The 24840-nt window shown below is 64.9% G+C and carries 24 protein-coding genes; 6 read left to right on the top strand and 18 right to left on the bottom strand.

Features of this window, described 5'->3' with window-relative positions; genetic code table 11:
• Nucleotides 1-194: 194 nt before the first annotated feature.
• Complete coding sequence (locus GOX53_RS13360; protein ID WP_254446562.1) at nt 195-1409, bottom strand: imelysin family protein; 1215 nt, start codon at nt 1407-1409, stop codon at nt 195-197.
• Nucleotides 1410-1686: 277 nt separating this feature from the next.
• Here GOX53_RS13360 and GOX53_RS13355 point away from each other — a divergent pair, with 277 nt between their 5' ends.
• Nucleotides 1687-2094 (top strand): acyl-CoA thioesterase, encoded by a 408-nt coding sequence (locus GOX53_RS13355; protein WP_371810299.1) that lies wholly within the window; start codon nt 1687-1689, stop codon nt 2092-2094.
• On the opposite strand, the gene gph is transcribed toward GOX53_RS13355, so the two are convergent.
• The gene (gene gph / locus GOX53_RS13350; protein ID WP_171177098.1) at nt 2073-2732 is read right to left on the bottom strand and encodes a phosphoglycolate phosphatase; all 660 of its coding nucleotides are present in this window, start codon (nt 2730-2732) and stop codon (nt 2073-2075) included. The genes GOX53_RS13355 and gph overlap by 22 nt on opposite strands.
• Before the next feature lie 294 nt (nt 2733-3026).
• Nucleotides 3027-3950 carry an MBL fold metallo-hydrolase gene (locus tag GOX53_RS13345; protein ID WP_171177096.1) on the bottom strand — a complete coding sequence of 308 codons (924 nt, stop codon included), beginning with the start codon at nt 3948-3950 and terminating at the stop codon, nt 3027-3029.
• Between the two features lie 289 nt (nt 3951-4239).
• Here GOX53_RS13345 and hemP point away from each other — a divergent pair, with 289 nt between their 5' ends.
• Nucleotides 4240-4407, top strand: a complete 168-nt coding sequence (gene hemP, locus GOX53_RS13340; protein ID WP_171177094.1) for a hemin uptake protein HemP — start codon at nt 4240-4242, stop codon at nt 4405-4407.
• Entirely contained in the window at nt 4404-4880 is a 477-nt protein-coding gene (locus GOX53_RS13335) for a hypothetical protein (RefSeq protein ID WP_171177092.1), read from the top strand. Before hemP ends, GOX53_RS13335 begins: the two co-directional genes overlap by 4 nt.
• Before the next feature lie 69 nt (nt 4881-4949).
• Here the strand turns inward: GOX53_RS13335 and GOX53_RS13330 are convergent, their stop codons facing one another.
• From GOX53_RS13330 to GOX53_RS13295, 8 genes are all read right to left on the bottom strand, one after another.
• The gene (locus GOX53_RS13330; RefSeq protein WP_371810306.1) at nt 4950-8000 is read right to left on the bottom strand and encodes an aminotransferase class III-fold pyridoxal phosphate-dependent enzyme; all 3051 of its coding nucleotides are present in this window, start codon (nt 7998-8000) and stop codon (nt 4950-4952) included.
• A 199-nt stretch (nt 8001-8199) separates the two neighbouring features.
• The gene (locus tag GOX53_RS13325; protein WP_171177088.1) at nt 8200-9072 is read right to left on the bottom strand and encodes an NAD(P)-dependent oxidoreductase; all 873 of its coding nucleotides are present in this window, start codon (nt 9070-9072) and stop codon (nt 8200-8202) included.
• A gap of 91 nt (nt 9073-9163) precedes the next feature.
• Nucleotides 9164-9553, bottom strand: coding sequence for a Cu(I)-responsive transcriptional regulator (gene cueR, locus GOX53_RS13320; protein WP_171177086.1), 390 nt, complete (start codon nt 9551-9553; stop codon nt 9164-9166).
• Between the two features lie 9 nt (nt 9554-9562).
• Nucleotides 9563-12037: a heavy metal translocating P-type ATPase gene (locus tag GOX53_RS13315; RefSeq protein WP_171177083.1), complete on the bottom strand. Its 2475-nt coding sequence runs from the start codon at nt 12035-12037 to the stop codon at nt 9563-9565.
• 158 nt (nt 12038-12195) lie between these two features.
• On the bottom strand, nt 12196-12954 hold the full coding sequence (locus GOX53_RS13310; protein ID WP_171177082.1) for an SDR family NAD(P)-dependent oxidoreductase: 759 nt from the start codon (nt 12952-12954) through the stop codon (nt 12196-12198).
• Entirely contained in the window at nt 12951-13877 is a 927-nt protein-coding gene (locus tag GOX53_RS13305; protein WP_171177080.1) for an SDR family oxidoreductase, read from the bottom strand. Before GOX53_RS13305 ends, GOX53_RS13310 begins: the two co-directional genes overlap by 4 nt.
• Nucleotides 13874-14776, bottom strand: a complete 903-nt coding sequence (locus GOX53_RS13300; RefSeq protein WP_171177078.1) for a bile acid:sodium symporter family protein — start codon at nt 14774-14776, stop codon at nt 13874-13876. Before GOX53_RS13300 ends, GOX53_RS13305 begins: the two co-directional genes overlap by 4 nt.
• Nucleotides 14773-16089 (bottom strand): NAD(P)/FAD-dependent oxidoreductase, encoded by a 1317-nt coding sequence (locus GOX53_RS13295; protein ID WP_171177076.1) that lies wholly within the window; start codon nt 16087-16089, stop codon nt 14773-14775. Before GOX53_RS13295 ends, GOX53_RS13300 begins: the two co-directional genes overlap by 4 nt.
• A 78-nt stretch (nt 16090-16167) precedes the next feature.
• Between GOX53_RS13295 and GOX53_RS13290 the strand changes: the two genes are divergently transcribed.
• Nucleotides 16168-16815: a TetR/AcrR family transcriptional regulator gene (locus GOX53_RS13290; protein ID WP_171177074.1), complete on the top strand. Its 648-nt coding sequence runs from the start codon at nt 16168-16170 to the stop codon at nt 16813-16815.
• A 57-nt stretch (nt 16816-16872) separates the two neighbouring features.
• On the opposite strand, the gene GOX53_RS13285 is transcribed toward GOX53_RS13290, so the two are convergent.
• Genes GOX53_RS13285 through GOX53_RS13275 form a run of 3 tightly spaced genes read right to left on the bottom strand, consistent with a single transcriptional unit; the run spans nt 16873 to nt 18766 of the window.
• Nucleotides 16873-17268 carry a hypothetical protein gene (locus GOX53_RS13285; protein WP_171177072.1) on the bottom strand — a complete coding sequence of 132 codons (396 nt, stop codon included), beginning with the start codon at nt 17266-17268 and terminating at the stop codon, nt 16873-16875.
• 60 nt (nt 17269-17328) lie between these two features.
• Nucleotides 17329-18069: an aspartate/glutamate racemase family protein gene (locus GOX53_RS13280; protein ID WP_171177071.1), complete on the bottom strand. Its 741-nt coding sequence runs from the start codon at nt 18067-18069 to the stop codon at nt 17329-17331.
• A gap of 7 nt (nt 18070-18076) precedes the next feature.
• Nucleotides 18077-18766 (bottom strand): GntR family transcriptional regulator, encoded by a 690-nt coding sequence (locus tag GOX53_RS13275; protein WP_171177069.1) that lies wholly within the window; start codon nt 18764-18766, stop codon nt 18077-18079.
• Nucleotides 18767-18869: 103 nt separating this feature from the next.
• Between GOX53_RS13275 and GOX53_RS13270 the strand changes: the two genes are divergently transcribed.
• Nucleotides 18870-20561 (top strand): thiamine pyrophosphate-binding protein, encoded by a 1692-nt coding sequence (locus tag GOX53_RS13270; protein ID WP_171177067.1) that lies wholly within the window; start codon nt 18870-18872, stop codon nt 20559-20561.
• A 227-nt stretch (nt 20562-20788) separates the two neighbouring features.
• Here the strand turns inward: GOX53_RS13270 and GOX53_RS13265 are convergent, their stop codons facing one another.
• Nucleotides 20789-21415 carry a pyridoxamine 5'-phosphate oxidase family protein gene (locus tag GOX53_RS13265; protein ID WP_171177065.1) on the bottom strand — a complete coding sequence of 209 codons (627 nt, stop codon included), beginning with the start codon at nt 21413-21415 and terminating at the stop codon, nt 20789-20791.
• A gap of 14 nt (nt 21416-21429) precedes the next feature.
• Nucleotides 21430-21894 (bottom strand): nuclear transport factor 2 family protein, encoded by a 465-nt coding sequence (locus tag GOX53_RS13260; RefSeq protein ID WP_171177063.1) that lies wholly within the window; start codon nt 21892-21894, stop codon nt 21430-21432.
• Between the two features lie 292 nt (nt 21895-22186).
• Here GOX53_RS13260 and GOX53_RS13255 point away from each other — a divergent pair, with 292 nt between their 5' ends.
• Entirely contained in the window at nt 22187-22753 is a 567-nt protein-coding gene (locus GOX53_RS13255) for a TetR/AcrR family transcriptional regulator (protein ID WP_171177061.1), read from the top strand.
• A 238-nt stretch (nt 22754-22991) separates the two neighbouring features.
• On the opposite strand, the gene GOX53_RS13250 is transcribed toward GOX53_RS13255, so the two are convergent.
• Together GOX53_RS13250 and GOX53_RS13245 are read right to left on the bottom strand one after the other, a co-directional pair.
• Nucleotides 22992-24149: an acyl-CoA dehydrogenase family protein gene (locus tag GOX53_RS13250; RefSeq protein ID WP_171177059.1), complete on the bottom strand. Its 1158-nt coding sequence runs from the start codon at nt 24147-24149 to the stop codon at nt 22992-22994.
• On the bottom strand, nt 24146-24751 hold the full coding sequence (locus GOX53_RS13245) for a TetR/AcrR family transcriptional regulator (RefSeq protein WP_171177056.1): 606 nt from the start codon (nt 24749-24751) through the stop codon (nt 24146-24148). Before GOX53_RS13245 ends, GOX53_RS13250 begins: the two co-directional genes overlap by 4 nt.
• Nucleotides 24752-24840: the final 89 nt, after the last annotated feature.

Genomic DNA, 24840 nt, shown 5'->3' with positions numbered 1-24840 from the left:
GGCGCCTTGGCGATGTCATGCACCGTTCAGTTGTCGTCCGGGGCTTTTGGGATAAAGCGCTGACCACATTCGTTGCGGGCGCCCACCCGAGGGAGGACGTGTCCCTCTGGTGGTGAAAGATGTGCCTTGGAGAACACAAGCAACGCCGGGTGGCGCTGCTTGCTCGTTTTGCACCCGTCAATCCGGCAGCGGGTTTATTGGAACACCGCGTTCGGGTTGTCGAGGCTGTCGGAACCTTCGAATTCGACCTGATCGAGCCCCAGCGCCGACACCACCCGTTCGATGCTCTTGGTCTGGTCGATCAGGCCGTTGACGCCACCCATGATCAGCGCCTCGCCGCCTTCGTTGCCGCGTTCCAGCATCTGGTCATAGGCAAACCCGGATTCGGCGGCGGTCTTGATCCGGCCCAGTGCCAGCATGGTGCCGGACAGCTTGCCCTTCATCTCGGCGTCCAGCGCCGGGTCTTGCGCCGCCACCAGCTCGGCCAGCGAGGCGCCCGAAACCAGGGTGCCGTCGATGCGGACATACTGGCCAAGATAGACGTTCTGGATGCCCAGCCCGTCATAGTAGTGACTGTTATGGGTGTTGTCCGAGAAGCAATCATGCTCTTCCTCAGGGTCGTTCAGCATCAGGCCCAGACGCATCCGCTCACCCGCCTGCTCACCATAAGACAGCGAGCCCATGCCGGTCAGGATGGCGCTGACGCCTGCATCCTCATTCTCCATCAGGGCCGCGCGGGCGGCGCCACCTTCGGCCCATTGCCCGGTCATCCATTCCAGATCGCTGACCAGCAGGTCGGTTGCCGCCTTCAGATATTCGCCACGGCGGTCGCAATTGCCGCCGGTGCAAGCCTCGCCCTGTGCGTAGTCGGTCCAGGGGCGGTTGCCCGCGCCGGGCGCGTGGCCGTTGGTGTCCTGCCCCCAAAGCAGGAATTCGATGGCGTGATAACCGGTGGCCACATTGGCCTCGATCCCGTCCGCCTCGTGCAGGGTTTCGGCCAGCAGCTCGGGCGTGATCTTGCCCGCGTCGATGGTTTCGCCCGACAGGCTGAAGCTGGCATTGGCGATCACGTTCAGGGCCGCGAATTCGTTTCCGTCGGTCGGGCCGCCATAGGCTGCGCCCACATAGTCGATCAGCCCCTCGTCCAGCGGCCAGGCATTCACCTTGCCTTCCCAGTCGTCGACGATGGCGTTGCCGAAGCGGTAGACCTCGGTTTGTTGATAGGGCACGCGGGCGGCCAGCCAGGCGTGGCGGGCGGCTTGCAGCGCTTCGGCGGAAGGGTCGGCAATCAGCGCGTCAACCGCGGTCTGCAGGCTGCGCGCGGCGGTGAGGCTGTCGGCATATTTGGCTTCGGCAATATCGGCATAGGTGTCCAGAACCGCGGATTTTTCCGGGGCCGTACCGGCCATGGCGCCAGTGGCCAGACCCAGGGCGAGTGCGCTGGTGGCGAGGATTTTTTGGATCATGGGGCTCTTGTCCTTCTCATTCGCATTGACCGGCCTGCCTGTACGTGTTGGGTCGGCGGAGATTGCGTCATTAACTGAGTTAATCTGTCAGATAAGTCAATCTTAGTTTTTCACTCGGGAATTGGTTTGGGCGCGGGTCCTGTATGAAAGCCGCGCCGAGCGCTTGAGCTTTGTGCGATACATGGCGAAGGTGCTGGTGTCAGAGACAGGAGGCGGCCCCGTGCCCTTTACCACTCAGTTTCCCGTTCGTTTTCGTCACTGCGACCCGGCGGGTATCGTGTTCTTTCCGCGTTACTTCGAGATGATCAACGACGTGGTCGAGGACTGGTTCGCGCGCGAGCTGGACCTGCCGTTTGACCAGCTGGTGCGGGAAAACGGGGCGCCGACGGCACAGATCAACGCCACCTTCACTGCGCCCAGCCACCATGGGGATGTGCTGACCTTTTGCCTGACGCCGACCCGGCTGGGGCGTTCCAGCCTCGACTATGAGCTGACGGCTCATTGCGGCGAGGAATTGCGGCTGCGCGCCTCCGCGACGCTGGTTCACATCAGGCGCATGGGCCGGTCCGAGCCCTGGCCCGATCCGGTGCGCGTCCGCATTGCGGCTCAGCTTGTGCCCAGCAGCTGATCCACCAGCTCGGGCAGCGCCGCGCTGTCGCTGTAGCTGGCGGTGTGGGGGAGGGAATTGACCGGGCCCTTGCGGTAGCCCTCGGTGAACAGAAGAAAGGGTATGTCGGCGCGGCGGGCGGTTTCGGCGTCCACCTCGCTGTCGCCGACATAGAGGCGGGGCAGGTCCGGCAGCGCGGCAAAGGTCGCGTGCAGCATCGCCGGGTCGGGTTTGCGGGTGGCCAGGCTGTCGCCGCCGATCACCACGTCGAAGAATCGCGCAAGACCCAGCGCCTCCAGCACATGCCGCGCGGGCGCTTCGGGTTTGTTGGTGCAGACCCCCATGGCGCAGCCGCGAGTCCTGAGCGTGCCCAGAGCCTCGACAAGGCCGGGATACACGACCGTCAGGGTGGACGAGTTGCGGTTGTAGTGGTCGAGCGTGACCCGGGCCAGCCGGCTATGGTGGCCCATGTCCATATCGCAGTGGGTGATGACACGCGCGACCAGGTTGGGCAGGCCTTTTCCCACAAACGAGGTCACGGTGGCCTGATCCAGCGCCGCGTGCCCTTCCTCCGCCAGCATCCTGTTGACGGCGGCCGTGATGTCGGGGGCGCTGTCCACCAGCGTGCCGTCGAGGTCAAAGACGATGGATGCGGTCATGAATGGCTCCGGTTGCTCGCCTGACCCCTGTCAGGCCAGCCGCCGCGCCGCAACCCGAAATGCGCTGCCTGCGGCAGCACATGCCTCCGGCGGGGATATTTTTTGAACAGAAGAAGGGATCTGTTTACCTTTTTCCGTCAGTCTGTTCTTGCGGTACAGGTGGGGACACCGATGACCGTAACAGGAGAAGGCCCCCTGCCAAGCGTGGGGGGCTGGATCTGATCTCCCTTGCTTCTTCTGTTCAAAAATATCCCCGCCGGAGGCAAGCCCGGCGTGCCGGGCTTTCTTGGGTGCCTAGCTGCCCAGCGGTAAAAACCGGTAGCCTTGCCCGTCGCGTTCCACATGCCCCAACCCGCCTTGCGGCAGGTGATATCCGATGAGGTGCATCCGATCGGCGGCCAGTTGATCCAGCAGCCGGGTGCGGGTTGCGGCGGCGGTGGGTTGGTCTTGATCCGAGCCGGAGGGCCAGTCGGGGCGGGCGAAGGCCACGTGGTGATTGCCGATGGCGTCTCCGACCACCATCAGCGAGCGGGTGCCGGAGCGGATTTCAAAGGACATGTGCCCGCGCGTGTGGCCATGGGTGGCGTGGGCGGCGATGCCGGGGAGGATCTCCTGTCCGTCGTCGAAAAGGGTGATGGCGTTCTCCAGCGCCTCAAGCCGCCGTTTGGCACCGACCGCCATGGTGGCTCGGGCGTCGCCGATATCGTCCACTGTGGCCGGGTTCAGCCAGTAATCCCATTCGATGCGGCCCATCATGTGCTCGGCGGCGGGAAACAGCGGGTCCTCGAAATCATCCAGCACGCCCCAGAGGTGATCGGGGTGACCGTGGGTGAAGACCACATGGGTGATGTCCTCGGGTGCGACGCCGATCTGGTCCAGGGCTTCGGTCAGTTTGCCTGCCGTGTCCTGAAAGCCGGGGCCCGAGCCGGTGTCGAACAGCACCACCCGTTCGCCATCCTGCAACAGCGTGACGTTGCAGTCGGGTGTGAGTGGGCCTTCGCCGATCTGGTGGGCGTCGAGGACAGGGGCCAGCTCGGCCTGCGGCATCGGGCCGAAGATGAACTCGGGCGGCAGGGTCAGGTGTCCATCGGACAGGCTGGTGATCCGGGCGGAGCCGAGCATGGTTTCGGTGGCGGACCAGGCGCGGGCGGCGGCGGTTCCGGCCAGGGCCAGCCCGGCACCGGTCTGCTGCAGGAAGGTGCGGCGAGTCAGTGTCATTGGGATATCTCCTCCTCGACACATTCTCACATTCAAAAACAAGAATTACAATGCGCGACAAAGATGTTTCGTAGATGCGAAAAATGGGCGCTTGACATACCTTAGTATTTTTATCAGATTAGTCTTGCAAGACACCAGCCAACCCGCTTTGCTTCGGGCCAGCAAGTCAAGTCACCCATTGCGACCGCGCCGAAGCAAAGCCCGAGGTCTCGTCATGCCGGACCCTCATCGACCGCTTTCAGGTGCGCCCGCGGATGAAACGGATTGCCAGCGTACTGGAGACAAACAGATGACTGTCCAAACCCCGACCCCGACCCAAGGCTATGCCGTTCAGATGTTGCCGTCGCACAAGGCGGAAGAGCTGACCAATGGCGGCAATCTGGCCCATATCGAGCTGGGCGACCAGCTCTATACCCTGCGCATCACCCGCGCGGGCAAGCTGATCCTGACCAAATGAGCGCGCCCTCGTCCCGCGGCGGGGCCGCGGTCGGCAGGCTGGCTGATCTGGCGCCGGTCGAGGCAGGCGCGGTGATGTATCTGCGCCTGTGGAGCGACGGTGCCCATGGCCGTGCCGATGCGGCCAGCGATTTCGACATTGCTCTTGGCGCCGGCCAGGGGCGGGCGGCGATGTCGACGCTGGACCAGATTTGCAGCCTGTGCGTCAGCCATGGGCGGCGGCCGCTGATCCGGCATGGGCTGGGCTGTTCGTGTCTAGGCGCGGACGAGAATTGCTTCGCGCAGATGGTGGGCGCAGCCTCGGAAGGCGCGCGCGAGGATGCGATGATGATGGCGGCGCTGATCGTGCGCTCCGATTTCGCGCCTGCGCTGGCGGCCCTGTCCGAGCAGTTGGGTCTGACCTTGCGCCGGATGGTCCGCCCTTCACTGCAGCCGCAGGCCACGCATGCCCCACAGCCATCCGTGCTGCACTGATGAATCCCTCCCGGATGTCGATGACGTCCGGTTGACCCGCCCCGGTCCGCAAGGGCTGGGGCCTTTTCGTCAGCAACAACCGCAGCCATGGTGATGGTGTTCGTGGTCGCAAACGGGGGCGGGGGCGTAGTCGCCCACTTCGGAGAGTACATCGCGCAAGGCCCAGAGGATCATGTCCACATCCTCGGCCTCGATGGTCAGGGGCGGGCGGATCTTGAGGATGTTGTCCTTGGGCCCCTCGCTGCCGATCAGGATGCGATGATCACGCATCCGGTTCTTGACGTATTTGCAGATCTCGGCGCCTTCGGACCCGTCCGGGTTGATCAGTTCGACCCCGACAAACAGGCCCATGCCACGCACATCCCCGACGCAGGCGAAATCGGCCCCGATCTGCCGCAGCCCCTCGATCAGGCGGGTGCCCATCAGGCGGGCGTTGTCCTGCAAGCCCTCGTCGTCGATGATGTCCAGCACCTCCTTGCCGATCCGGCAGGACAGGGTCGAGCCGCCGAAGGTGGAGAAGAACTCGGGACCGCGCGCAAAGCTGTCGGCGATGGCCCGGGTGGTGACCAGCACGCCCAGCGGGTGGCCGTTGCCGATGGGTTTGCCCAGAACCACGATATCGGGCAGCGCGTCCTGGTGTTCGAAGCCGAAATAGTGCTCGCCGAGCCGCCCCAGTCCGGTCTGCACCTCGTCGGCGATGCAGACGCCGCCTGCGGCGCGGATCTTCTCGTAGACCGCAGGCAGGTAGCCCTTGGGCGGGATGATCTGGCCGCCGACCGAGGGGAAGGTTTCGGCGATGAACCCTGCAACGCCGTGGCTTTTGTCTTGCAACCGGGCGATGGCAGCGTCCACCAGATCGGCGAATTTTTGGGCTCGGTTGGGATCGTCCCGTCTGAACGTTCCGCGATAATCGTCCGCCACTTCGACCAGTTCGACCCAGTCGGATTGCCCCACGCCGCCGGGTGCGTTGAACTTGTAGGCTGAGATGTCGATCGCCCCGGTGGTGTTGCCGTGATAGCCGTGATCGGGGGTGACCATGCCGCGTGCGCCGGTATGGGCGCGAGCGAGGCGTAGGGCAAGCTCATTGGCCTCGGTGCCGGAATTGACGAAGAAACAGACCTGCAGATGGTCGGGCAGTTTCGACAGGATTTTCTCGGCAAAGGCGGTCTGGGCGGGGTGCAGATAGCGGGTGTTCGAGTTCATCCGCGTGAGCTGATCCGCCGCCACCGCCTGAATGCGCGGATGGGCGTGGCCCACATGCGGGACGTTGTTGTAAGCGTCCAGATAAGGCCGGCCCCATTCGTCGAACAGGTGATGCCGCCAGCCGCGCACCAGCATCACAGGGTCATCATAGGTCAGGCTCAGATTGGCGCCGAAATGGGCCTGCCGCCCGGCCAGAACATGCATCTTGTCGGTCGGGTGGTAGAATACCTTGTCGTCGGCCAAGTTCAGCAGGGCCGCCGGGTTCGGGCAGACCGCGTGCCACAGGTCCATCTCGTCCGGATCGCCGACGCCGGGCCAGTCGGCCTCCATGCCCATGGTGGTCAGCGCAAGCTGGAAATGCACATGCGGCGCCCAGCCGCCGTTCTGCGTGGCATCGCCGAGCCGGGCAAAGGCTGCGCCCTGTGCCACCGGGTCGCCGGGTTTCAGGCGGGTGCAGCATTCCGGGTCGAGATGGCCGTAAAGGGTGTAGAACGGATCGCCTTCGGGTGTTTCGTGATGCAGGATCACCACCCCGCCATAGTCCAAATGTGCATCGCGGTTCTCGACCGCCTCCACGCGCCCGCTGAGCGGGGCGTAGAGTGTTGAGCCTGCCGGGGCAAAGACATCGACGGCCAGATGTACGGCGCGGCGGTCGCTGGCCTTCCACGGGCCTTTGCGGAACCCGGGCTCGGCATAGATCAGACGCGGTTCGTTGTAGTAGCCGAGCCAATAACCCTCTCCAAATTCCTCGCCCACCCGCGCGGCTTCGTCCAACGGCATGTGGAACGGGTCTTGCGGCCAGGTGGAGTTTTCCACCGAGAGTGAGCCCATGGGAGCGTCGCTCAGATCGGTGCCGAAGAGAGCGGCGAACTCGCCCCGGTGGTTGTTGAGGTAGGTGTGGATGCGCTCGGCCCCGTCGGTCACCGGCAGGTGGCAGGCGGCGCGCAGGCGGGCGGGCATCAGGCCGCCATTGACAGTGTCGTTTTCCAGAAAGCGCCAGGCGGGGGCTTGCGAGATGGTGATATACGGGTCATCCGGGTTTTCGGCTGCCATCAGGGTGGAGTTGACTACGGATACCGCCAGCCGCATCCGCAGCAGCGGCCAGATCAAATCCACCTCTTCCGCGCGCAGGCGGTTGGCGGCGTGATAGCCGCGCACCAGCGCGGCCAGCGCCTGTTCCGGCTTTGGGTGATCCAGCACCACATAGGCCCCGGCAATGGCCAGATCGCAGATGCGGGGGGCGGCGCACATGTCGCCCAGGTCGATCAGGCCCGAGATGCTGCGGCGGTCAGAGAGCTCGCCCTCGACAAGGATATTGTAGTCATTGGCGTCATTGTGGATTGCCTGTTTCGGCAGCCTGTCCAGCCGGTCCCTGATGGCGGCAAAGCTTTCGGCAACATCCTCCAGAAGTCCCCGCCGAACGGGATCGGTGACAACGTCGAGCCTGTCGCTGATCCAGCCCGCCTGCGTGAGATCCCACTTGAACTCACGGCTCAGCCCCTCATGCCGGAACCCCTCCAGCGCCCGGCCCGTGGCGCCGAGCACACGACCCAGTTTCAGGATCAGCTCCTGGGATTTGGGAGCGGCTTTTGCGTAGCATCGGCCCGGGAGGCGGTCGAGCAGCCAGACAAGGCGCGGCTGGCCATCCTCATCCGTGATCATGGGCAGAGCATCTCCGTCGAGTGCCGGGTAGACCTTGGGAAAGGGCAGGCCGGGTGCTTCGGCCGCGATATACTCCAGCGCCTTGATCTGCATGTCCACCAGCCCGGCCTCGCAGCCGGGTCGCATCACCTTCAGAACATAGCCCTGTCCGTTGGCGGCCTCGGCCATAAAGTTCAGGTCATATTCGCCGTCCAGCCGGGTCAGGTCGGCGGCGATGCCCCAATTCTGCCGCAGCGCGTCGGTCCAGTGGGTGATGGTCACAATGTCTCTCCTGTCCTGCAGCAGGGTTCAGTTCGATGCCGCCGCGCCCGATTTCGCGTGTGCCACGCGAAGCCTCCGGCGGGGATATTTTTGAACAGAAGAAGATGTGAACGGCCCGCCCCTTCTTCTGTTTGAAAATATCCCGGGGGAGTCGCCCCCTGGGGCGGCGGGGGCAGAGCCCCCATTCGCGCTGTCAGTCCAAAGCGCGCAGGCGTTTGAAGAGCGAAGACGTGTCCCAACGCCCGCCGCCCAGTTTCTGCACGTCCTTGTAGAACTGATCCACCAGCGCGGTCACCGGCAGTGAGGCGCCGGTCTCGTTGGCGGCGTCGAGGCAGATGCCCAGATCCTTGCGCATCCAGTCCACCGCAAAGCCATAGTCGAAATGGTCCTGCAGCATCGTCTCGTGCCGGTTCACCATCTGCCAGCTGCCTGCGGCGCCCTGACTGATCACCTCGACCACGGCACGGCCGTCGAGGCCCGCCTTTTCGGCAAAGTGCAGCGCCTCGCTGAGGCCCTGTACCAGACCGGCAATGGCGATCTGGTTGCACATCTTGGTCATCTGGCCCGCGCCGCTGTCGCCGATGCGGCGGCAGATCTTGGAATAGACCTGCATCACCGGTTCTGCGGTATCATACGCGGCCTGATCGCCGCCGCACATGATCGAGAGCACGCCATTCTCTGCCCCCGCCTGCCCGCCCGAGATCGGGGCGTCGACAAAGGCGATGCCGTGGGCCTTGCCCGCCTCGTATAGCTCGGTGGTCACCTTGGCCGACACCGTGGTGTGATCGACAAAGATCGCGCCTGCGTCCATGCCGTGAAACGCGCCTTCTTCGCCGGTGCAGACCATGCGCAGGTCGTCGTCGTTGCCGACACAGGCCATGACGAGTGCGGCGCCGTGCGCGGCCTCCTGGGGCGTTGCCGCCATCGTGCCGCCGTGCTCGGCTACCCAGGCCTCGGCCTTGGCAGCCGTGCGGTTGTAGACAGTGACGTCATGGCCTGCGGCCTGCAAATGCCCGGCCATGGGATAGCCCATGACGCCCAGGCCAAGGAATGCGACTTTTGCCATTTAATGATCCTCTCGGCTGCCCGGCCCCTCCCCCGGGCCGGTTCGTTCAGCAGAGACAAAGCAAAGCTGGCGCCCGAGGGCAACCCCGCTGTCAGTCTTCGCCGCCCAGACCCTGCAGGATCGGGCAGTCGGGGCGATCGTCCCCGGCGCAGGCGTCGATCAGGTGGCTGAGCGTGTCGCGCATGGCGTTGAGGTCGGCGATCTTGGCCTCGATCTGCGCCAGATGGCCGCGCGCGATCCGTTTCACGTCGGCGCTGGCGCGGGTTTCGTCCTCGTAGAGCGCCAGCAGGGTGCGGCAATCCTCGATGGTGAAGCCCAGTGCGCGGGCGCGGCCGAGGAAGTTCAGCTTGTGCAGGTCCTGCTCGCGGAAGCGGCGGTAACCGTTCAGCTCGCGCTGCGGTGTGATCAGGCCGATTTCCTCGTAATAGCGGATGGTCTTGGCGGGCAGGCCGGTGTGGGTGGCGACATCTCCGATATTCATGGGCGGCCTCTATTCGGCTGGGGCCAGCGCGGGCGCGACGGCCTGTTCGGGCAGGGCCGCGCGCACCCGGCGCAGGCGCAGGGCGTTGGTCAGGACAAAGACGCTGGACAGGGCCATGGCGCCGGCGGCGAGCATCGGCGACAGCAGGGGCCCGCCGAAGGGGAAGAGCACGCCAGCGGCGACCGGGATCAGCAGGATGTTGTAGCCAAAGGCCCAGCCCAGGTTCTGGTGGATGTTGCGGATGGTGCGGCGGCTGACCTCGAAGGCGTTGGCCACGCCGCGCAGATCGCCGGACATGAGCACCACATCAGCGGTTTCGATCGCCACGTCGGTGCCGGTGCCGATCGCGATGCCGATATCCGCCGCCGCCAGTGCAGGGGCATCGTTGATGCCGTCGCCGACAAAGGTGAGCGTTCCATGCTTGGCCCGCAGCGCCTCGACGGCGGCCACCTTGCCTTGCGGCAGCAACTCGGCGGTGACGTGGTCGATGCCCAGCCGGGCGGCGAGCGTTTGGGCGGTGCGGGTGTTGTCGCCGGTGATCATGGCGACGGTCAGGCCCATCTGGTGGAACCGGTCGATGGCCGCGCGGGTGCCAGGCTTGATCGGGTCGGTGACCGCCAACGCCGCGGCGGCCTGCCCGTCTATCGCGACATAGAGCGGGGTGCAGCCCTGGGCCGCCAGTTCCAGACCCTGTGTGTGCAGGTCGCCGAGGTCGATGTCTGCCCGTGCCATCAGCCGGTCGGCGCCGATCAGGACCTCGCACCCCTCGACGGTGGCGCGGAGGCCGAGGCCGGTCAGGGTCTCGAAACCGGTGACCTCGGGCAGGTCGGCAGGCCCGGCGCGGGTAATCGCGGCGGCGATGGGGTGTTCCGAGCGCGCCTCTGCCGCGGCGGCCAGGCGCAGCACGGTGTCGCGGTCGAGGCCCGGGGCGAGGATCAGGTCGCTGAGCTCGGGGCGGCCCATGGTCAGCGTGCCGGTCTTGTCGAGCGCCACGACGCGGGCCGATTGCAGCTGTTGCAGCGCGTCGCCCTTGCGGAAGAGAACGCCCAGTTCGGCGGCGCGGCCCGTGCCGACCATGATCGAGGTGGGCGTGGCCAGCCCCATGGCGCAAGGGCAGGCGATGATCAGGACCGAGACCCCGGCCACCAGCGCCATCGGTAGCGCCGGGGCGGGGCCGAAGAGCAGCCAGGCGGCAACGGTCAGAACGGCCACGCCGATGACGGCGGGCACGAAGCGGGCGGTGACGCGGTCGACCAGTCCTTGGATCGGCAGCTTGGCGCCTTGCGCCTGCTCGACCATGCGGATCACCTGCGACAGGACCGTATCGGCGCCCACGCGCGTGGCCTGCATCCGCAGGGCGCCGGTGCCATTGACGGTGCCGCCAACCAGTTCGGCGCCCATGGATTTGTCGACCGGGACCGGCTCGCCCGTGATCATGCTTTCATCGACATAGGACTGCCCGTCCAGCACGTCTCCATCCACCGGGATCTTCTCGCCGGGGCGGATGTGCAGGAGGTCTCCGGTGACGATGGTCTCGATGGGCTGTTCGGTGGTGGCGCCGTCGCGCTCGACCCGGGCGGTACGGGGTTGCAGGCCGATCAGCTTGCGGATGGCCGAGCCGGTGCGCCCCTTGGCGCGCGCCTCGAGCAGTCGGCCCACGAGGATCAGGACGACGATGACGGCGGCGGCCTCGTAGTAGACATTGGCGGTGCCCGCGGGCAGCAGGGCGGGCGCGAAGGTCGCGATGAGGGAAAAGACATAGGCCGCCGAGGTGCCGAGAGCGACCAGCGCGTTCATGTCGGGGGTGCCGCGGAACAGCGAGGGGAAGCCCTTGGCATAGAAAATGCGTCCGGGGCCCAGAAGCAGTGCAGTTGTGAGCGCGAATTGCAGCAGTTGGCTGGCCGTGGTGCCGATTGTGGCGTGCACCCAGTGGTGGAAGGCCGGGATCAGGTGGCCGCCCATTTCCAGCACGAAGACCGGCAGGGCCAGAGCCGCCGCGATCAGGGTCGTGCGGGTCAGGGCCTGGATTTCGTCCGCCTTGTCATTGGCGCCGGGTTGGTGGTCCGGTGTTTCGGGATGGGCCGCATAGCCCGCCTCGCTCGAGGCCGCGGCCAGAGTGACGGGGTCGGTGGCGCCGGTCAGGTAGGCGACACGGGCGCTCTCGCTGGCGAGGTTCACGTTGGCCTCGATCACGCCTGGCGCAGCTTGCAGGGCGTGCTCCACCCGGCCCACGCAGGAGGCGCAGTTGAGCCCTTCGATCTTCAGCACTGTATGGTCCTGCGCGGCTGGGTAGCCTGCGGTTTCCAGTGCCGAGGTGAGGTCGGTGACCGGGCCGTCATGGCGCACTTGTGCGATTGCGGTGGCGAAATTCACCTGTGCCTCTGCGACACCGGGAACGGCGCTCAGCGCGGCCTCGACCCGGCCTACGCAGGAGGCGCAACCCATGCCGGTGATCCGGAGATGTGTGGTGTGCGATGCGGACATGCGACTCGTTCAGTAAGCCTGTTTGTCCTTCAGATAGGGGTTCCAGTCACGGGAAGGTCAAGGGGTAAGCGGTCAGAATTGCCCCGATCCTTCGTTTCGTGGTGGGCCGGGGCATGCCTTCGGCGAGAGTATTTGGGAAAAGATGAAGTGTAGGGCGTTCAGCGGCCGTCGATCTGGCGTTCCATCAGGCGCTGGTAGAGCGTTGGGGACAGTCGGTTCAGCAGCCATGCGGCGCGGGCGACGCGGCCCACGGGGATCATCGGGCGGGACTTGTCGAGGCCGCGCAGGATGGTTTGGGCCGCCGCCTCGGGGGTCATGTAGTCCATCCCGTCGGTGGCCGAGCCGGGGCGGGTGGTGCCGTCGGGCTGGCGCCGGGCGTTGCCGGGGTTGGTGGCGACAAAGGAGGGGGCCGCGATCAAGGTGCGTACGCCATGGGGTTTTTCCTCGGACCGCAGCGATTTGAAGAACCCCTCGAGCGCGTGTTTCGAGGCGGCATAAGCGGTGCGGTGATAGAGGGGCGTGAACCCGGCCACGGAGGAGATCGCCAGATGCGTGCCTTTGGCTTGCCGCACAGCGTGCAGGAAGGCGCGGGCCATGGCGACGGCGGCGAAATAGTTGACCTCGAACACCTTGCGGTGGCCGGCGTCGTCGGTGCTGTCGAAACCGCCGATCTGGGTGATCCCGGCGTTGTAGATCACGAGGTCGATGCTGTCGCAGCGGCGCAGGACGTCGGCGGCGGTGCGGTCCAGTTGGTCGGGGTCGGTCAGGTCGCAGGTAAGCGGGAGTTGGGTTGGCGTTTCCGGCAGGTCCGAGATGTCGAGATCCAGCAGCACGACCCGCCAGCCGCGCGCCTGCAAGGCGGCGGAGAGGGCGCGGCCGAGGCCTCCGGCGCCTCCGGATATGATTGCGGATTTCACAGGCCTGCCTGCCTTTTCCAGTGGTCGAACGCTTGCGCGCTGGTCTTTTCCGGGGTGTAGCCGAATTCGGATTTCAGCGCGTCATTGGTCAGTACGGGGCGGTATTGCAGGAACCGGACCTGTTCGGGGCCGTAGCGCGTGAGACCCAGCGGGCGGGCCACGGCCAGTGCCGCCTTGAGCGCCCAGGCGGGCACGCGCAGCACCGGTTTGCCCAGGGCGCGGGCCAGATCATTGACCCCCATCGCGCCGTCTCCTGCCACGTTGTAGATGCCCGGCGGGCCGTCGGTGGCGGCGCGCTTCAGGATGCGGGCCAGATCGCGGGTCCAGATGAAGACGAAGGGGCTGTCGCTGCCGGTCACGGCCAGCAGGCGGGGTTTGTGGAAGAGCGCGGTGATCTGGTTCTCGGTCCCGTCGCCCAGAACCGTGCCGACGCGCAGGACGATCTGCTCCAATTGCGGGGCGGTCTGGCGGGCCTTGGCCAACAGGTCTTCAACCTGCCGTTTGTGATCGGAATAGGGAAACTCAGGGTTGCCGCGTAGAGGGTCGGTTTCGCGCAGGGGTACCGGGTTGTCGGCGTGATAGCCATAGGCTGCGCCTGAGGAGGTGACGACGAGGCGGCGCACGCCCTGGGTCAGGGCCGAGTCGAGCACCTTGCGGGTGCCGTCGACATCGACGCGATAGGCGGCCTCGCGGCCCATGCCGGGGGTGACGATCGAGGCCAGATGCACGATCGCTTCGGGGCGCATCTCGGCGATCACTCGGTCCGGGTCGTCAGAGGTTATGTCCATGCGGTGGAAACTGACGTTTGGGGGCAGCGGGTCCGGGCGGGTGAGGTCGGTGGCGCACACCGTCTGATCCGCAAGCTCGTCGAGCAGTGCGCGGCCCACCATACCGGCGGCACCGGTGATCAGGATGCGGGTCATCGCGCCGCCTCGGTCCGGGACATCACAGCCGCCAGACCGATCCCCGAAATCGCGTGCCAGATCCCCCAGAAGGCGGCAACCACGGCCATGCCGCCCAGACCGTTGAAGAAGGCGAAGATCAGAACCAGGCCCAGCCCCGAATTCTGGATGCCGGTTTCGATGGTGATGGCGCGGCGGTTATAGGGGGACAGCCGGGTCAGAGTGGCCACGACCCAACCGCCCCCCAAAGCCAGGGCGTTGTGCACGATCACAAGCCCGGCGACGGCCCCGGCAAAGCCGAGGAAGAACCCCCAGTTGGCTGCCAGGGCGAGAATGATGAAGGCCACGAAGATGGCCATGGAAAGCCATTGCAGCGGCGCACGTATCCGTGCCGTGATCTGTGGTTTGCGAAGGTTGAGTTGAATCCCGAGGATCAGAGGCAGTACCAGCATCAGGCCGACGGTGATGGCAATCTGCACCGGGTCGATGGCCGTTTCGCGCAGGATTTCGCGGGTCGGGGGGTAAAGCCCGCCCCAGAGCGCGATGTTGAACGGCGTCATCAGGATCGCGGCCACCGTGGCCATCGCGGTCATCGAGACCGAAAGCGCCGCGTTTCCGCCCGCGCGATGGGTGATGAAGTTCGAGATATTGCCGCCGGGGCAGGCTGCCACAAGGATCAGACCCAATGCGATGGACGGGCGGGGTGCCGCCGTCCAGACCAGCGCGAAGGTCAGCAGCGGCAGGATCAGGAATTGTGAGGACAGGCCCACGATCAACGGCTTGGGAGCCTCGCGAAGGCGGCGGAAGTCGCCGGGTGTCAGGTCGATGGCAATCGAGAACATGACCACGGCGAGAATGGCATTCAGCAGCGTCAGCGATCCGGCGCTGAAATTCAGCGTCACCTCGTCGATGCCGATCATGACGCGGCCTTTCGGAATTTGTCGATCCAGCCGGTGACGGCGCGGCGATAGGTGGCTTTGTCCACGTAGTAGGCCATGCGTGCGAGGTTGAGGTAGTTCATGCCGCCGGTGGCGCGCTCGAACGTGCCGGATTTAAGGGATTTCAGCTCTTGTGCGGCCGGGCTGCCGTCGCGCAGGCCGCGGATATAGCGCGCCACCATCTCGGCCTGCTCGTGCCGCCCCTGCCAGCCGAGTCCGGTGGCCTCGATCATGCCCAGCACGAACAGGTCGTCGCGGTCGGGGTGCATGGCGTTGAGGTAGAGGTGCGGCGCGTCGCTCTGCCAGTTCAGCAGATCGGAGTCGATGAACGGGTAATGCAGCTTGTACCCGGTGGCGGCGAGGATCATGTCGTAGTCCTCATGGCTGCCATCGCGGAAATGCACGGTGTGGCCGTCCAACCGCTCGACATCCGACTTGATGCGCAGATCGCCATGGCCCGCATGATAGAGCACCAACGAATTGACCACCGGGTGGCTTTCATAGAGGCGGTAGTCGGGCTTGGGAAAGCCGTATTTTTGCGGATCGCCGACAAACCAGCTTAGGATCAGGGCGTCGATTGGGCGTTTCAGCCACATTGGCAGTTTGATCGCCCCACCCATGGTGTCGGCGGGCTTGCCGAAGATGTATTTGGGGACGAAGTAATAGCCGCGCCGCATCGACAGGTCGCAGCGTTTGGCGTGGTGGATGGCGTCCACGGCGATGTCGCAGCCCGAGTTGCCCGCGCCGACGATCAGCACCCGTTTGCCCTCGAATTGGTTGGGGTAGCGGTAGCCCGAGGCGTGGATCAGCTCTCCATCGAAGTGGCCTGCGAATTCGGGCATGTTGGGTTCCGAGAGGGTGCCGTTGGCGATCAGAAGGCCCGCGAATTCGGCGCTGTGTTTGCCCTGCGCATCGCGCCAGGTGAGGCGCCAGCCATCGCCGGGGGCGCCGAGCGGGGTGGCCTGGATGACTTCGGCATTGAAGCGGTAATGTTCGCGCAGTCCGAAATGGTCGGCAAAATCGTGGAAATAGCCCTTGAGATCGCGATGCGAGGGGTATTCGGCCACCGAGTCCGCCATCGGGAAATCGGTGAACTCGGTCATCGCCTTGGACGAGATCAGGTGCGCCGTCTCGTACATGGTCGATTTGGGCCCGTCGATATCCCACAGCCCGCCCACATCCGAATGCAGCTCGAACCCCTGAAACGGAATACCCTGTTCCTTGAGAACCTTGGCGGTCGCCAGCCCCATCGGGCCAGCCCCGATCAGGGCAAATGCCTCGCGCGTTTCCGTCATGTCTCCTCCCATTCGCGCCGTTAACTTGAACGATCGTTCAATATAAGGCAAGATGGTTTTGGCGCGAAGAGGGTCTGGATGGAAAAACAACGCAGAAGGGCACCGTCACAGCGGTCGCTGCAGACCCGGGCGCGGATATTGGATGCGGCCGAGATCCTGTTTGCCGAGCGTGGATTCGAAGGCGCGTCGATCCGTGACATTGCGGCGCGAGCAGGCGTTCAGGTGGGGCTGGTGCATCACCACGGGGGCGGCAAGGAAGAGCTGTTTCACCGGACCGTCGCCCGCCGTGCCGATGAGCTGTCGCGGATCAGGATCGAGGGGCTGGAGGCCCTGAAGGCACGAGGCGCAGTCACGCTGCACGGGGTGATTGATTGTTTCATCCGGCCTTACGTCACGCTGGCGCAAACCGGTGGCCCGGGCTGGCTGGCCTATGGACGGCTGGTGGCGCATGTCTCGGCCGATCCGCGCTGGCGGTGGATTGCGGCGGAGTGTTTCGATCCGACGGCGCGGCGGTTCATCGAAGAGGTTGCGGTGCTGTATCCTGAGGTCGATCCGCAACTGATTGCCACGGGGCAGGTTTATTCGGTGTCGGCGATGCTGGCCTTTCTCAACACCGGCTGGCGGATCGAGGCGCTGAGCCCGGGGGCCGATGAGGCGCGGCTGGAGCAGTTGATCGACTTTTGCGTTGCCGGGGTCGAGGCGATGCTGGCGCAATCGTCGGCATAAGCCGTATGACCGGCGGAACACGGATTGCTTGTCAAGGCACTGAAATTGCGCCGGAATTCACCATCTGTAGAACGGTGCGCGCTCTCCCCGCAGATAGCGGGTCACGTCCAGCGCGTCGATCACCAGTGAAATGGAATTGAACAGGATCAGGAGAAGCACCCAAACGAACAGAGCATGGTTCTCGCTTGCATCCGGCAGGTCCCAGGCAAACCACGCAAGCATCGGAATCCAGAAAGCATGCCCGATCCCGAGCAGGCGCACGAAACCATGCTTGAGATAGATGGCAATCATCACCGCAATGCCGGCGGCTGCGGCCAGAAGGCAGGCTTTCGCGCAATACGTGTCGAGGAACAGGAGTGCCGCGAGGTTCACGAGGATGAGCAGGATCGCCCAGATCCGGGCGACCCAGTGAAATCTGAACAGCACAATCCACAAGATCTCAAATGCGCGCATTCCGGGGCGTCCCGAGCTGTCCCAAGTTCAGGCTACTATGCGCTGCTTTTGTCCTGAATGTCAGGGTCGTGGATCATCCAGGTCCAGCGCGAATTTGCGCGGCATCAGCCCGGCCTGGAACCACTCGATCATGGAATAGATGGAGTAGACCGGCAGGCCGGTGCGTTTGCGGATGTCGGCGGCGTAGGGGACCATGTTGGTGCATTCCAGCACGATGGCGCCCGCGTGGGGTTCATTCGCTATGATAGTGTCGGCGGCATCCAGCATGTCCTGGCGGCAGGCGGCGAAGTCGATTTCGGGTGCGTCGCCGAGGATGTCGCGGGTAAAGACGCGGCCCTGATCGGTGCCGTAGATGGGCGTGTCCGGCGGCACGCCTGCGGCGCTCAGATGAGCCTCGGTCAGGGTGGCCTTGGAGATGGTCAGGATGATCGTCTTTTTGCCTGGAGGCAGCAGCGCTTGCACCATCGGCACCTGCATCAGCGAGGAGGTTGCGACCGGTACGCCCAAGGCCTCGCGCAGTTCGTCCTGCACCAGCGCCAGAAAACCGCAATTGGTGGTGATGCCGTCGGCGCCGGTGGCCACCAGATCGCGGCCCGCCTCGATAAAGGTGTCCAGTAGCTCTTTGGGGTTGCCGCGCACCACCTTGTCGGGCGAGGCGCCGCGCACCACGCGGTAATGCACCGGAAAGGGCCAAGTCGCGGCGTTGCCCATGTCGCCATGGATACGGGGAAAGCGGGTTTCCAGCATCAGGATGCCGATGGCGGCGCCAAAGACGGTTTTTCCACCTGCTTGTACGGACATGTTGGCCTCAGAGATCGGGGACATAGAGTTGAGCATAGGCGTCGCGCACGGCCTGCGTGGCGCCTTCGCGGCGGCGTTCGATATGGGCGCGCATCCGGGCCGCGGCCTCTTCCGCGTCGCGGGCCGCGACAGCGTCCAGAATGCGGCGGTGGGCCGAGATCATGGTCGTGCTGTCAGAGGCCGTTTCGCGCAGGCGGCGCAGGTCGATCAGGCGCAAGTAGCGGATGCGGTCGTTGAGATTGGCGAGCATTCGGCACAGTTCGGCATTGCCGGAGAGCTGGCAGAGCTGGCCGTGGAAGCGTTCGTCCATCGCCAGTAGCTGCTCGGGGTCGGCGTCGGGGGTGTAGTCGGGGGCGATCTCGTCGAGTTCCTGTGTGAGCGCAGCGATGGCGGCGTCCGAGCCGCGGGTGCAGGCGAGGCGCACGGCCTCGACCTCGACGGCAACGCGGGCCTCGTAAAGGTCCATGACCAGTTCCGGCGACAGTGAGCGGCAGAAGAAGCCTCGACCCGACTGGAAGGTCAGGAACCCCTCGGCCACCAGACGGTTGAGCGCCTCGCGGATCGGGGTGCGCGAGGCGTTGAGCTCGGTGGCGAGCGCGCTTTCGTTGATGCGCGCGTCGGGCTTGAAGGCAAAATCCGACGCCATGCGCCGCAGCGCGTCATAAAGCCGGTCCACGTTGCTTTCCGATTTTGCCATATCCACTCCTTCTTCGGGGCGAGATTAGAACGGGATTGACATGTGCGCAAGTCATCATGCAGAACTGTATACAATTTTGAACGCAATTCCGTGGAGTGACTCGATGAGCAACCAGATGAATGGCGCCGAGGCGATGGTGCGGATGCTCGAAGCGCAGGGCGTGCAGCATATCTTTGGCCTGTGCGGGGACACCACGCTGCCGTTCTATGACGCGATGCTGCGGCTGGATCATGGCATCAAGCACATCCTGACCCGCGACGAGCGTTGTGCCACCTACATGGCCGATGCCTATTCCCGGGTGACCGGGCGCGTCGGCGTGGCTGAAGGGCCGTCGGGCGGCGGTGCGACTTATATCCTGCCGGGGCTGATCGAGGCGTCGGAAAGTTCGTATGCCGTGCTGGGGATCACCACGGATATCTCGGTGGCGTCCTACGGGAAGTACCCGCTGACCGAGGTGAACCAGGAGGCGCTGATGGCGCCGCTGACCAAGTGGAACACGGTGATCAAGCGCGCCGATCACATCCCGCGTATGGTGCGGGCAGCGTTCCGGGCGATGACCACGGGGCGGTCGGGGGCGGCGCATATCGGGCTGCCCTATGACGTGCAGTATGACGCGGTTGAGGCGTCGGATATCTGGGCCGACGGCACCACGGCGTCCTATCCGGCCTACCCGCAGGCGCCCGCACCGGGTGCGGCGCAGGCGGCGGTCGAGGCGATTCTGTCGGCGAAGAACCCGTTGATCGTCTGCGGTGGCGGCGTGGTGATCGCGCAGGCCTGGGAGGAGTTGGACCGGCTGGCCACGCGGCTGGATATTCCGGTGGCGACCTCGATCTCGGGGCAGGGATCGCTGGCCGAGACCCATCCGAACTGTCTGGGCGTTGTGGGCTCGAACGGGGGCACCGACGAGACGTGGGAAATGATGGAGGCCGCCGATCTGGTGGTGTTCATGGGGTGTCGGGCAGGCTCGACCACCACGGCACGGTGGGAGGCGCCGAAGCCGGGCACGCGGGTGGTGCATTTCGACAATGACCCGATGGTGATGAATGCCAATTACCAGACCGAGGTCGCCGTGGTGGGCGATCTGCGGCTGGCGCTGGCCGAGGTGAACGCGTTACTGGATGCGCGCGATCAGGGGGCCGGGACCTTTGGTGGTGCGGCGGCGGTGGCCGAGAAGAAGAAGCGCAAGTTCGAGGTGTTCGAGGCGCTGGCGCAGTCCTCGCAGGCGCCGATCCGGCCCGAGCGGGTGATCTCGGCACTGATGAAGGTGCTGCCCGAGGATGCCACGGTGGTCTCCGATCCCGGCACCAGTTGCCCGTATTTCTCGGCCTATTACCAGCTGCCGAAGCCGGGTCGGCACTTCATCACCAACCGCGCGCATGGGGCGCTGGGGTATTCGCTGTCGGCGGCACTGGGGGCGTGGTTTGGGCGGCCGACGTCCAAGACCGTGGCGCTGATGGGGGATGGTTCGTTCGGGTTCACTTGTGGCGAGCTGGAGACCGTGTGCAGGGCGGGGGCGCCGATTACGTATGTGGTGTTCTCGAACTCGAATTTCGGCTGGATCAAGGCCAGCCAGTTCGCCGACAAGGACGCGCGGTATTACAACGTCGATTTCAGCCATACCGATCAGGCGGCGGTGGCGGCGGCCTATGGCGTCAAGAGCTGGCGGGTGGAGAATCCGGACGATCTGGAGAAGGTGCTGGCCGAGGCGGTGGCGCATGACGGGCCGACGCTGGTCGATGTGGTGTGTCAGGCGCTGGAGGAAAGCAACGCGCCGGTACGGCGGTGGATGGGGTGAGGCGCGCCCGGAAATCGGTCCAGTGGACCGATTTCAGCGCCGAACGGGCGGAGCCCCGGGGCGGCCACGGTTTTGGAAACGGTCCACTGGAGAGTTGCTCCCGCGAGTGGGCAGAGCCTAATGAAATTGGGGCCATCCCCCTCACCCAACCCTCTCCCCCGAGGGGAGAGGGCTTTGGTCGCGCTGAACTTTCCGGTTCACGTCCCCTCTCCCCTCAGGGGAGAGGGTCAGGGTGAGGGGCGTTGGGCGATTTCTGCCTTCAACCGTTCGTTTTCCTGCTGCAATTGCGCCAGTTGCGCCCCGAGCGCGGTCAGATGCGGTTTCAGCTCGGCCTCGCTGAAGCGGGGCGTGATGTGGCGGGGGCAGTTCCAGTCCAGCGCATCGACATGGATGATTGCAGCACGTTCGGCGGGGGCGTCGGCGCCCTCGGGGTAGAGGCTGGCCGCGGCGGACTCGCCTTCGGTAAAGGCCATCCGGCCAAGGATCTTCAGCCGCCGCTGGTTGGCGTAATCCATCAGGATCAGGGCGATCCGATCATTGTCGTCCAGATTGCCGCGCGAGATATACTGTTTGTTGCCCGAGAAATCGGCGTAGCCGATGGTCTGCGGTCCGAGCACCTTGAGAAACCCGGCAGGGCCGCCCCGGTATTGCACGTAGGGCCAGCCGGTTTCGGACACGGTGGCCTGATAGAACCCGTCCCGCGCCTCGATAAAGGCCTTTTCGGCATCACCGATCTGGTGTCCCTGCTGCGGCCCGCCGTCGATGAACTTGGCATATGTCTTGTCCGATCCCATTCGAGCCTGATGGGCGCGGACGGCGGGGGTGAAGGTCAGTTCGGCAAAGGCGCGGGGCATATCGTGTTCTCCGGTCAGAGGCCCAGATCGGTCAGGCCGGGGTGGTCGTCGGGGCGGGGGCCTTGCGACCAGCGGAACAGTCGGCCGGCCTCGGTGATTGGCAGGTCGTTCAGGGAGGCATGGCGGCGGGCCATGCGGCCATCCGGTGCAAAGTCCCAGTTCTCGTTTCCATAGGAGCGGTGCCACTGGCCGCTGTCATCATGCCATTCATAGGCATAGCGCACGGCGATGCGGCTGTCTGCAAAGGCCCAGAGTTCCTTGATCAGGCGGTAGTCCAGTTCCTTGTGCCATTTGCGGGTCAGGAAGGCATGAATCTGGTCGTGGCCGGTCAGGAATTCGGCCCGGTTCCGCCACTGGCTGTCCTCGGTATAGGCCGGGGTGACGACGTTGGGGTCGCGGCTGTTCCAGGCATTTTCGGCCATGCGGACCTTTTGAATGGCGGTCTCGCGGGTAAACGGGGGCAGTGGGGGGCGTGTCATGGGGGCTGCTCAGGCAAGGGACGCGGCCAGGATGGCCAGGGCCAGAAGGACGGGCAGGTGGCGGGCGAGGGATGACGCGGGCATGGGGTGATCCTTGGATGTACCGATCTGTAAACTCACAATCCGTAAAGTGTACTGATCGGTAAAGTATTTCAAGTCCCTTGGAGAGGTTCTTTGGTTTCTCCTTTTTCTATTGTAGTCGAACTCCTAAAAATCATAGGGTTGCGAGGTTCACATTGAAAGGAGAGGGTTTGATCTATATGTACTGATCTGTACATGAAGGAGCCGAATCATGCGCCCGAACAAGCGGGACGAGCTGGTCAGTAAAGCGCTGGACGTGTTTTACCGGGACGGGTTTCATGCCACCGGGATGGACAGGCTGGTGGTCGAGACGGGTGTGTCCAAGACCTCGATGTACAAGCATTTCCGCACCAAGGAGGAGCTGATCCTGGCGGCACTGCGTCTGCGGGATGAGCGGTTTCGCAACTGGTTCTGTCGACGGGTCGAGGAGCTGGCGGAGACGCCCGCAGGACGGTTGATCGCCGGGTTCGATGCGCTGGCGGAATGGTTCGAGGAGGGCAAGTATCGCGGGTGCATGTTCATCAAGGCCGGGGCGGAGTTTCAGGACGTGGATCATCCGATTCACGTGCAGGCGGCTGAGCATAAGCGGATGCTGCTGGAGTATCTCATCGGGCTGGCGCGACAGGCTGGCGCGAAGGACCCGGAGCAGTTGGGATCTCAGATGCTGCTGCTGAAAGAGGGGGCGATTGTGACCTCGGTTCTGTTGGGCAGCGGCACGCCCGCGCAGGATGCAAAGGCGGCGGCGCAGGTGCTGCTGGACGCGGCGTTGGTGGCTTGAGCGACGGGCGGAGATGTTTTCAAGTGGCATGCCTCCGGCGCAGGCCATTCGCGTCGATAGACAGTCCGGTCACTTCGCTTTGAAGGTCGTGACGCAGAAAGCAAGGAAAGCTTGCGCAGACCAAGTCTTGCGCGTCTACGTCCCGGCCGCCGGTTTTTGTCGTCAACTGCTCAAGATACGGTGTTCTTATCGGCGAGCGGTTTGTGGCTCTCGAGACGATGACTTGAGTGTGCTGCGGTCATTGCCCGGTCAGCCCCATCTGCCGCACCGCCAGATCGCGCATGATTTCCTCGGAGCCACCGCCGATGGCCATGACCTTGACCTCGCGCCAGACCCGCTCGACCGGATTGCCAGTCAGATAGCCTGCGCCACCGAAGATCTGCATCGCTTCGGAGGCCACGAATTCCAGCGCCTTGGTGGCCTGCACCTTGGCCTTGGCGATCTCGGCGGCCGGCATGAGGCCCTGATTGATCGCCCAGCAGATGCGCTCCAGATAGGCCTCGGTCATGTCGATGCGGGCCGACATCTCGGCGAATTTATGGGCGATCACCTGGTGTTCGATCAGCCGCTGGCCGAAGGTCTTGCGCTCGCGCGCCCAGTCCAGCGCGGCGTCATAGCTCAGCCGCATCATGCCGAGACTGCCTGCGATCATCGCCAGACGCTCGTAGTTGAAATTGTTCATGATGGCGAGAAAGCCCTTGTTTTCGGGGCCGATCAGGGCGGTGTCTGGCACGTGGCAGGCGTCGAAATGCAGCATCGCCTGTTCCGAGCAGTGCCAGCCCATCTTGCCGCCCAAAGGGGTGCGGGTGAAGCCGGACGTGTCGGCCTCGATCAGGAACAGCGAGATGCCCGCGATCCCCGGTCCGCCGGTGCGGGCGCCGACCACGAACCACTGCGCATCCATGCCGCCGGTGATATAGGTCTTGGCGCCGTTCAGCACCCAGCCCTGTGCGGCGCGCTCGGCCTTGGTGGTCAGGTTCGCCACGTCCGAGCCGCCGCCCGGTTCGGTGATCGCCAGCGCCGAGTTCATCCGGCCGCCCACGATTTCGGGCAGAATGGTGCGCCTGAATTCCTCGGGCGCGAAGCGGGCGATGGGACCGAGCGAGATCATTCGGCCGCCGACGGCCGCCGCCACGCCGGAGGCGCCGCAGCCAAAGGCCAGCTCGGCATAATCGGCGCGCATGAAGGCGTCGTCGAAGCCCAGGCCTCCATATTCCTCGGGGATGCCGAAGCCGAAGACGCCGAATTCGGCCAGTTGTGCGTGCAGGTTCCATGGGACGGCGCGGTTGGCCTCCCATTCCTCGATATGCGGTTTCACCTCGGCGTCGAAGAAGCGTTTGAGATTGGCGCGGAAGGCCTCGCGCTCGGGCGTCATGAAGGGGGAGGGGCAGGTCATGTCGTCTCCTTGGCGGGGCGCCGGGTCAGTTGGGTTTCCATCAGGCGGGCAAAGCGGTCGACCATGCGGGTCATGTCGGCGGGATCGTCCACGAATTTCTCGTGCAGGATCAGGCCGCGCAGGAAGGTGCGGGTGATGCTCCACAGGAGGTCCGCGTCGCCGGGGTCGTGGCCTTTGTAGCTGGCGGCGATCGAGGCGCGGCTTCGCCGGTCCCAGTCGTGCAGGTGGTCGGCGAGCAGGTGGTAGAGCTCGGCATCGGTGCGGCAGGCGACGAGGATTTCGACCATGGCGCGACCACCGGAGGAATTCACCACCCGGTCCCAGGCGGTCAGGATCAGCTCGCGGACCGGGACGGAGGCGCCTTGTTCCACCGGTTCCAGCGCGTTGGCCAGCAGTTCCATCGCGGTGGCGGCGACCAGTGCCTGTTTGGTGGGGAAGTGATGGGTGATCGCGCCGCGCGACACGCCCGCCTCGGCCTGAATGCGGGCAAAGCTGGTCTCGCCGTAACCATCCGCGTCGAGGCAGGCGATGGCGGCGCGGATGATCCGGGCCTGCATCGTCTTGCGGCGCTGGTCCTGCGGTCTGGGCTTGTCTGTTCTCATCCGTTCCGTGGCGTTGTTTCGGGCGGAACCCCGTTGACCGGCCGCCCCTGTTGCGGGCAACCTAAAAACAGAACGGGCGGTCTGTAAAG

This window comes from Ruegeria sp. HKCCD8929 (genome assembly GCF_013031405.1).
In the GTDB taxonomy this organism is placed as follows: domain Bacteria; phylum Pseudomonadota; class Alphaproteobacteria; order Rhodobacterales; family Rhodobacteraceae; genus Ruegeria.
This window is presented reverse-complemented; position numbering and strand designations above follow the sequence as displayed.

Coding starts and splice junctions, on each gene's coding strand:
- GOX53_RS13360 (WP_254446562.1), bottom strand. CDS start 1,409: ATGGCCGGTACGGCCCCGGAAAAATCCGCGGTTCTGGACACCTATGCC.
- gph (WP_171177098.1), bottom strand. CDS start 2,732: ATGACCGCATCCATCGTCTTTGACCTCGACGGCACGCTGGTGGACAGC.
- GOX53_RS13345 (WP_171177096.1), bottom strand. CDS start 3,950: ATGACACTGACTCGCCGCACCTTCCTGCAGCAGACCGGTGCCGGGCTG.
- hemP (WP_171177094.1), top strand. CDS start 4,240: ATGACTGTCCAAACCCCGACCCCGACCCAAGGCTATGCCGTTCAGATG.
- GOX53_RS13335 (WP_171177092.1), top strand. CDS start 4,404: ATGAGCGCGCCCTCGTCCCGCGGCGGGGCCGCGGTCGGCAGGCTGGCT.
- GOX53_RS13325 (WP_171177088.1), bottom strand. CDS start 9,072: ATGGCAAAAGTCGCATTCCTTGGCCTGGGCGTCATGGGCTATCCCATG.
- cueR (WP_171177086.1), bottom strand. CDS start 9,553: ATGAATATCGGAGATGTCGCCACCCACACCGGCCTGCCCGCCAAGACC.
- GOX53_RS13315 (WP_171177083.1), bottom strand. CDS start 12,037: ATGTCCGCATCGCACACCACACATCTCCGGATCACCGGCATGGGTTGC.
- GOX53_RS13305 (WP_171177080.1), bottom strand. CDS start 13,877: ATGACCCGCATCCTGATCACCGGTGCCGCCGGTATGGTGGGCCGCGCA.
- GOX53_RS13300 (WP_171177078.1), bottom strand. CDS start 14,776: ATGATCGGCATCGACGAGGTGACGCTGAATTTCAGCGCCGGATCGCTG.
- GOX53_RS13295 (WP_171177076.1), bottom strand. CDS start 16,089: ATGACGGAAACGCGCGAGGCATTTGCCCTGATCGGGGCTGGCCCGATG.
- GOX53_RS13290 (WP_171177074.1), top strand. CDS start 16,168: ATGGAAAAACAACGCAGAAGGGCACCGTCACAGCGGTCGCTGCAGACC.
- GOX53_RS13285 (WP_171177072.1), bottom strand. CDS start 17,268: ATGCGCGCATTTGAGATCTTGTGGATTGTGCTGTTCAGATTTCACTGG.
- GOX53_RS13280 (WP_171177071.1), bottom strand. CDS start 18,069: ATGTCCGTACAAGCAGGTGGAAAAACCGTCTTTGGCGCCGCCATCGGC.
- GOX53_RS13275 (WP_171177069.1), bottom strand. CDS start 18,766: ATGGCAAAATCGGAAAGCAACGTGGACCGGCTTTATGACGCGCTGCGG.
- GOX53_RS13270 (WP_171177067.1), top strand. CDS start 18,870: ATGAGCAACCAGATGAATGGCGCCGAGGCGATGGTGCGGATGCTCGAA.
- GOX53_RS13265 (WP_171177065.1), bottom strand. CDS start 21,415: ATGCCCCGCGCCTTTGCCGAACTGACCTTCACCCCCGCCGTCCGCGCC.
- GOX53_RS13260 (WP_171177063.1), bottom strand. CDS start 21,894: ATGACACGCCCCCCACTGCCCCCGTTTACCCGCGAGACCGCCATTCAA.
- GOX53_RS13255 (WP_171177061.1), top strand. CDS start 22,187: ATGCGCCCGAACAAGCGGGACGAGCTGGTCAGTAAAGCGCTGGACGTG.
- GOX53_RS13250 (WP_171177059.1), bottom strand. CDS start 24,149: ATGACCTGCCCCTCCCCCTTCATGACGCCCGAGCGCGAGGCCTTCCGC.
- GOX53_RS13245 (WP_171177056.1), bottom strand. CDS start 24,751: ATGAGAACAGACAAGCCCAGACCGCAGGACCAGCGCCGCAAGACGATG.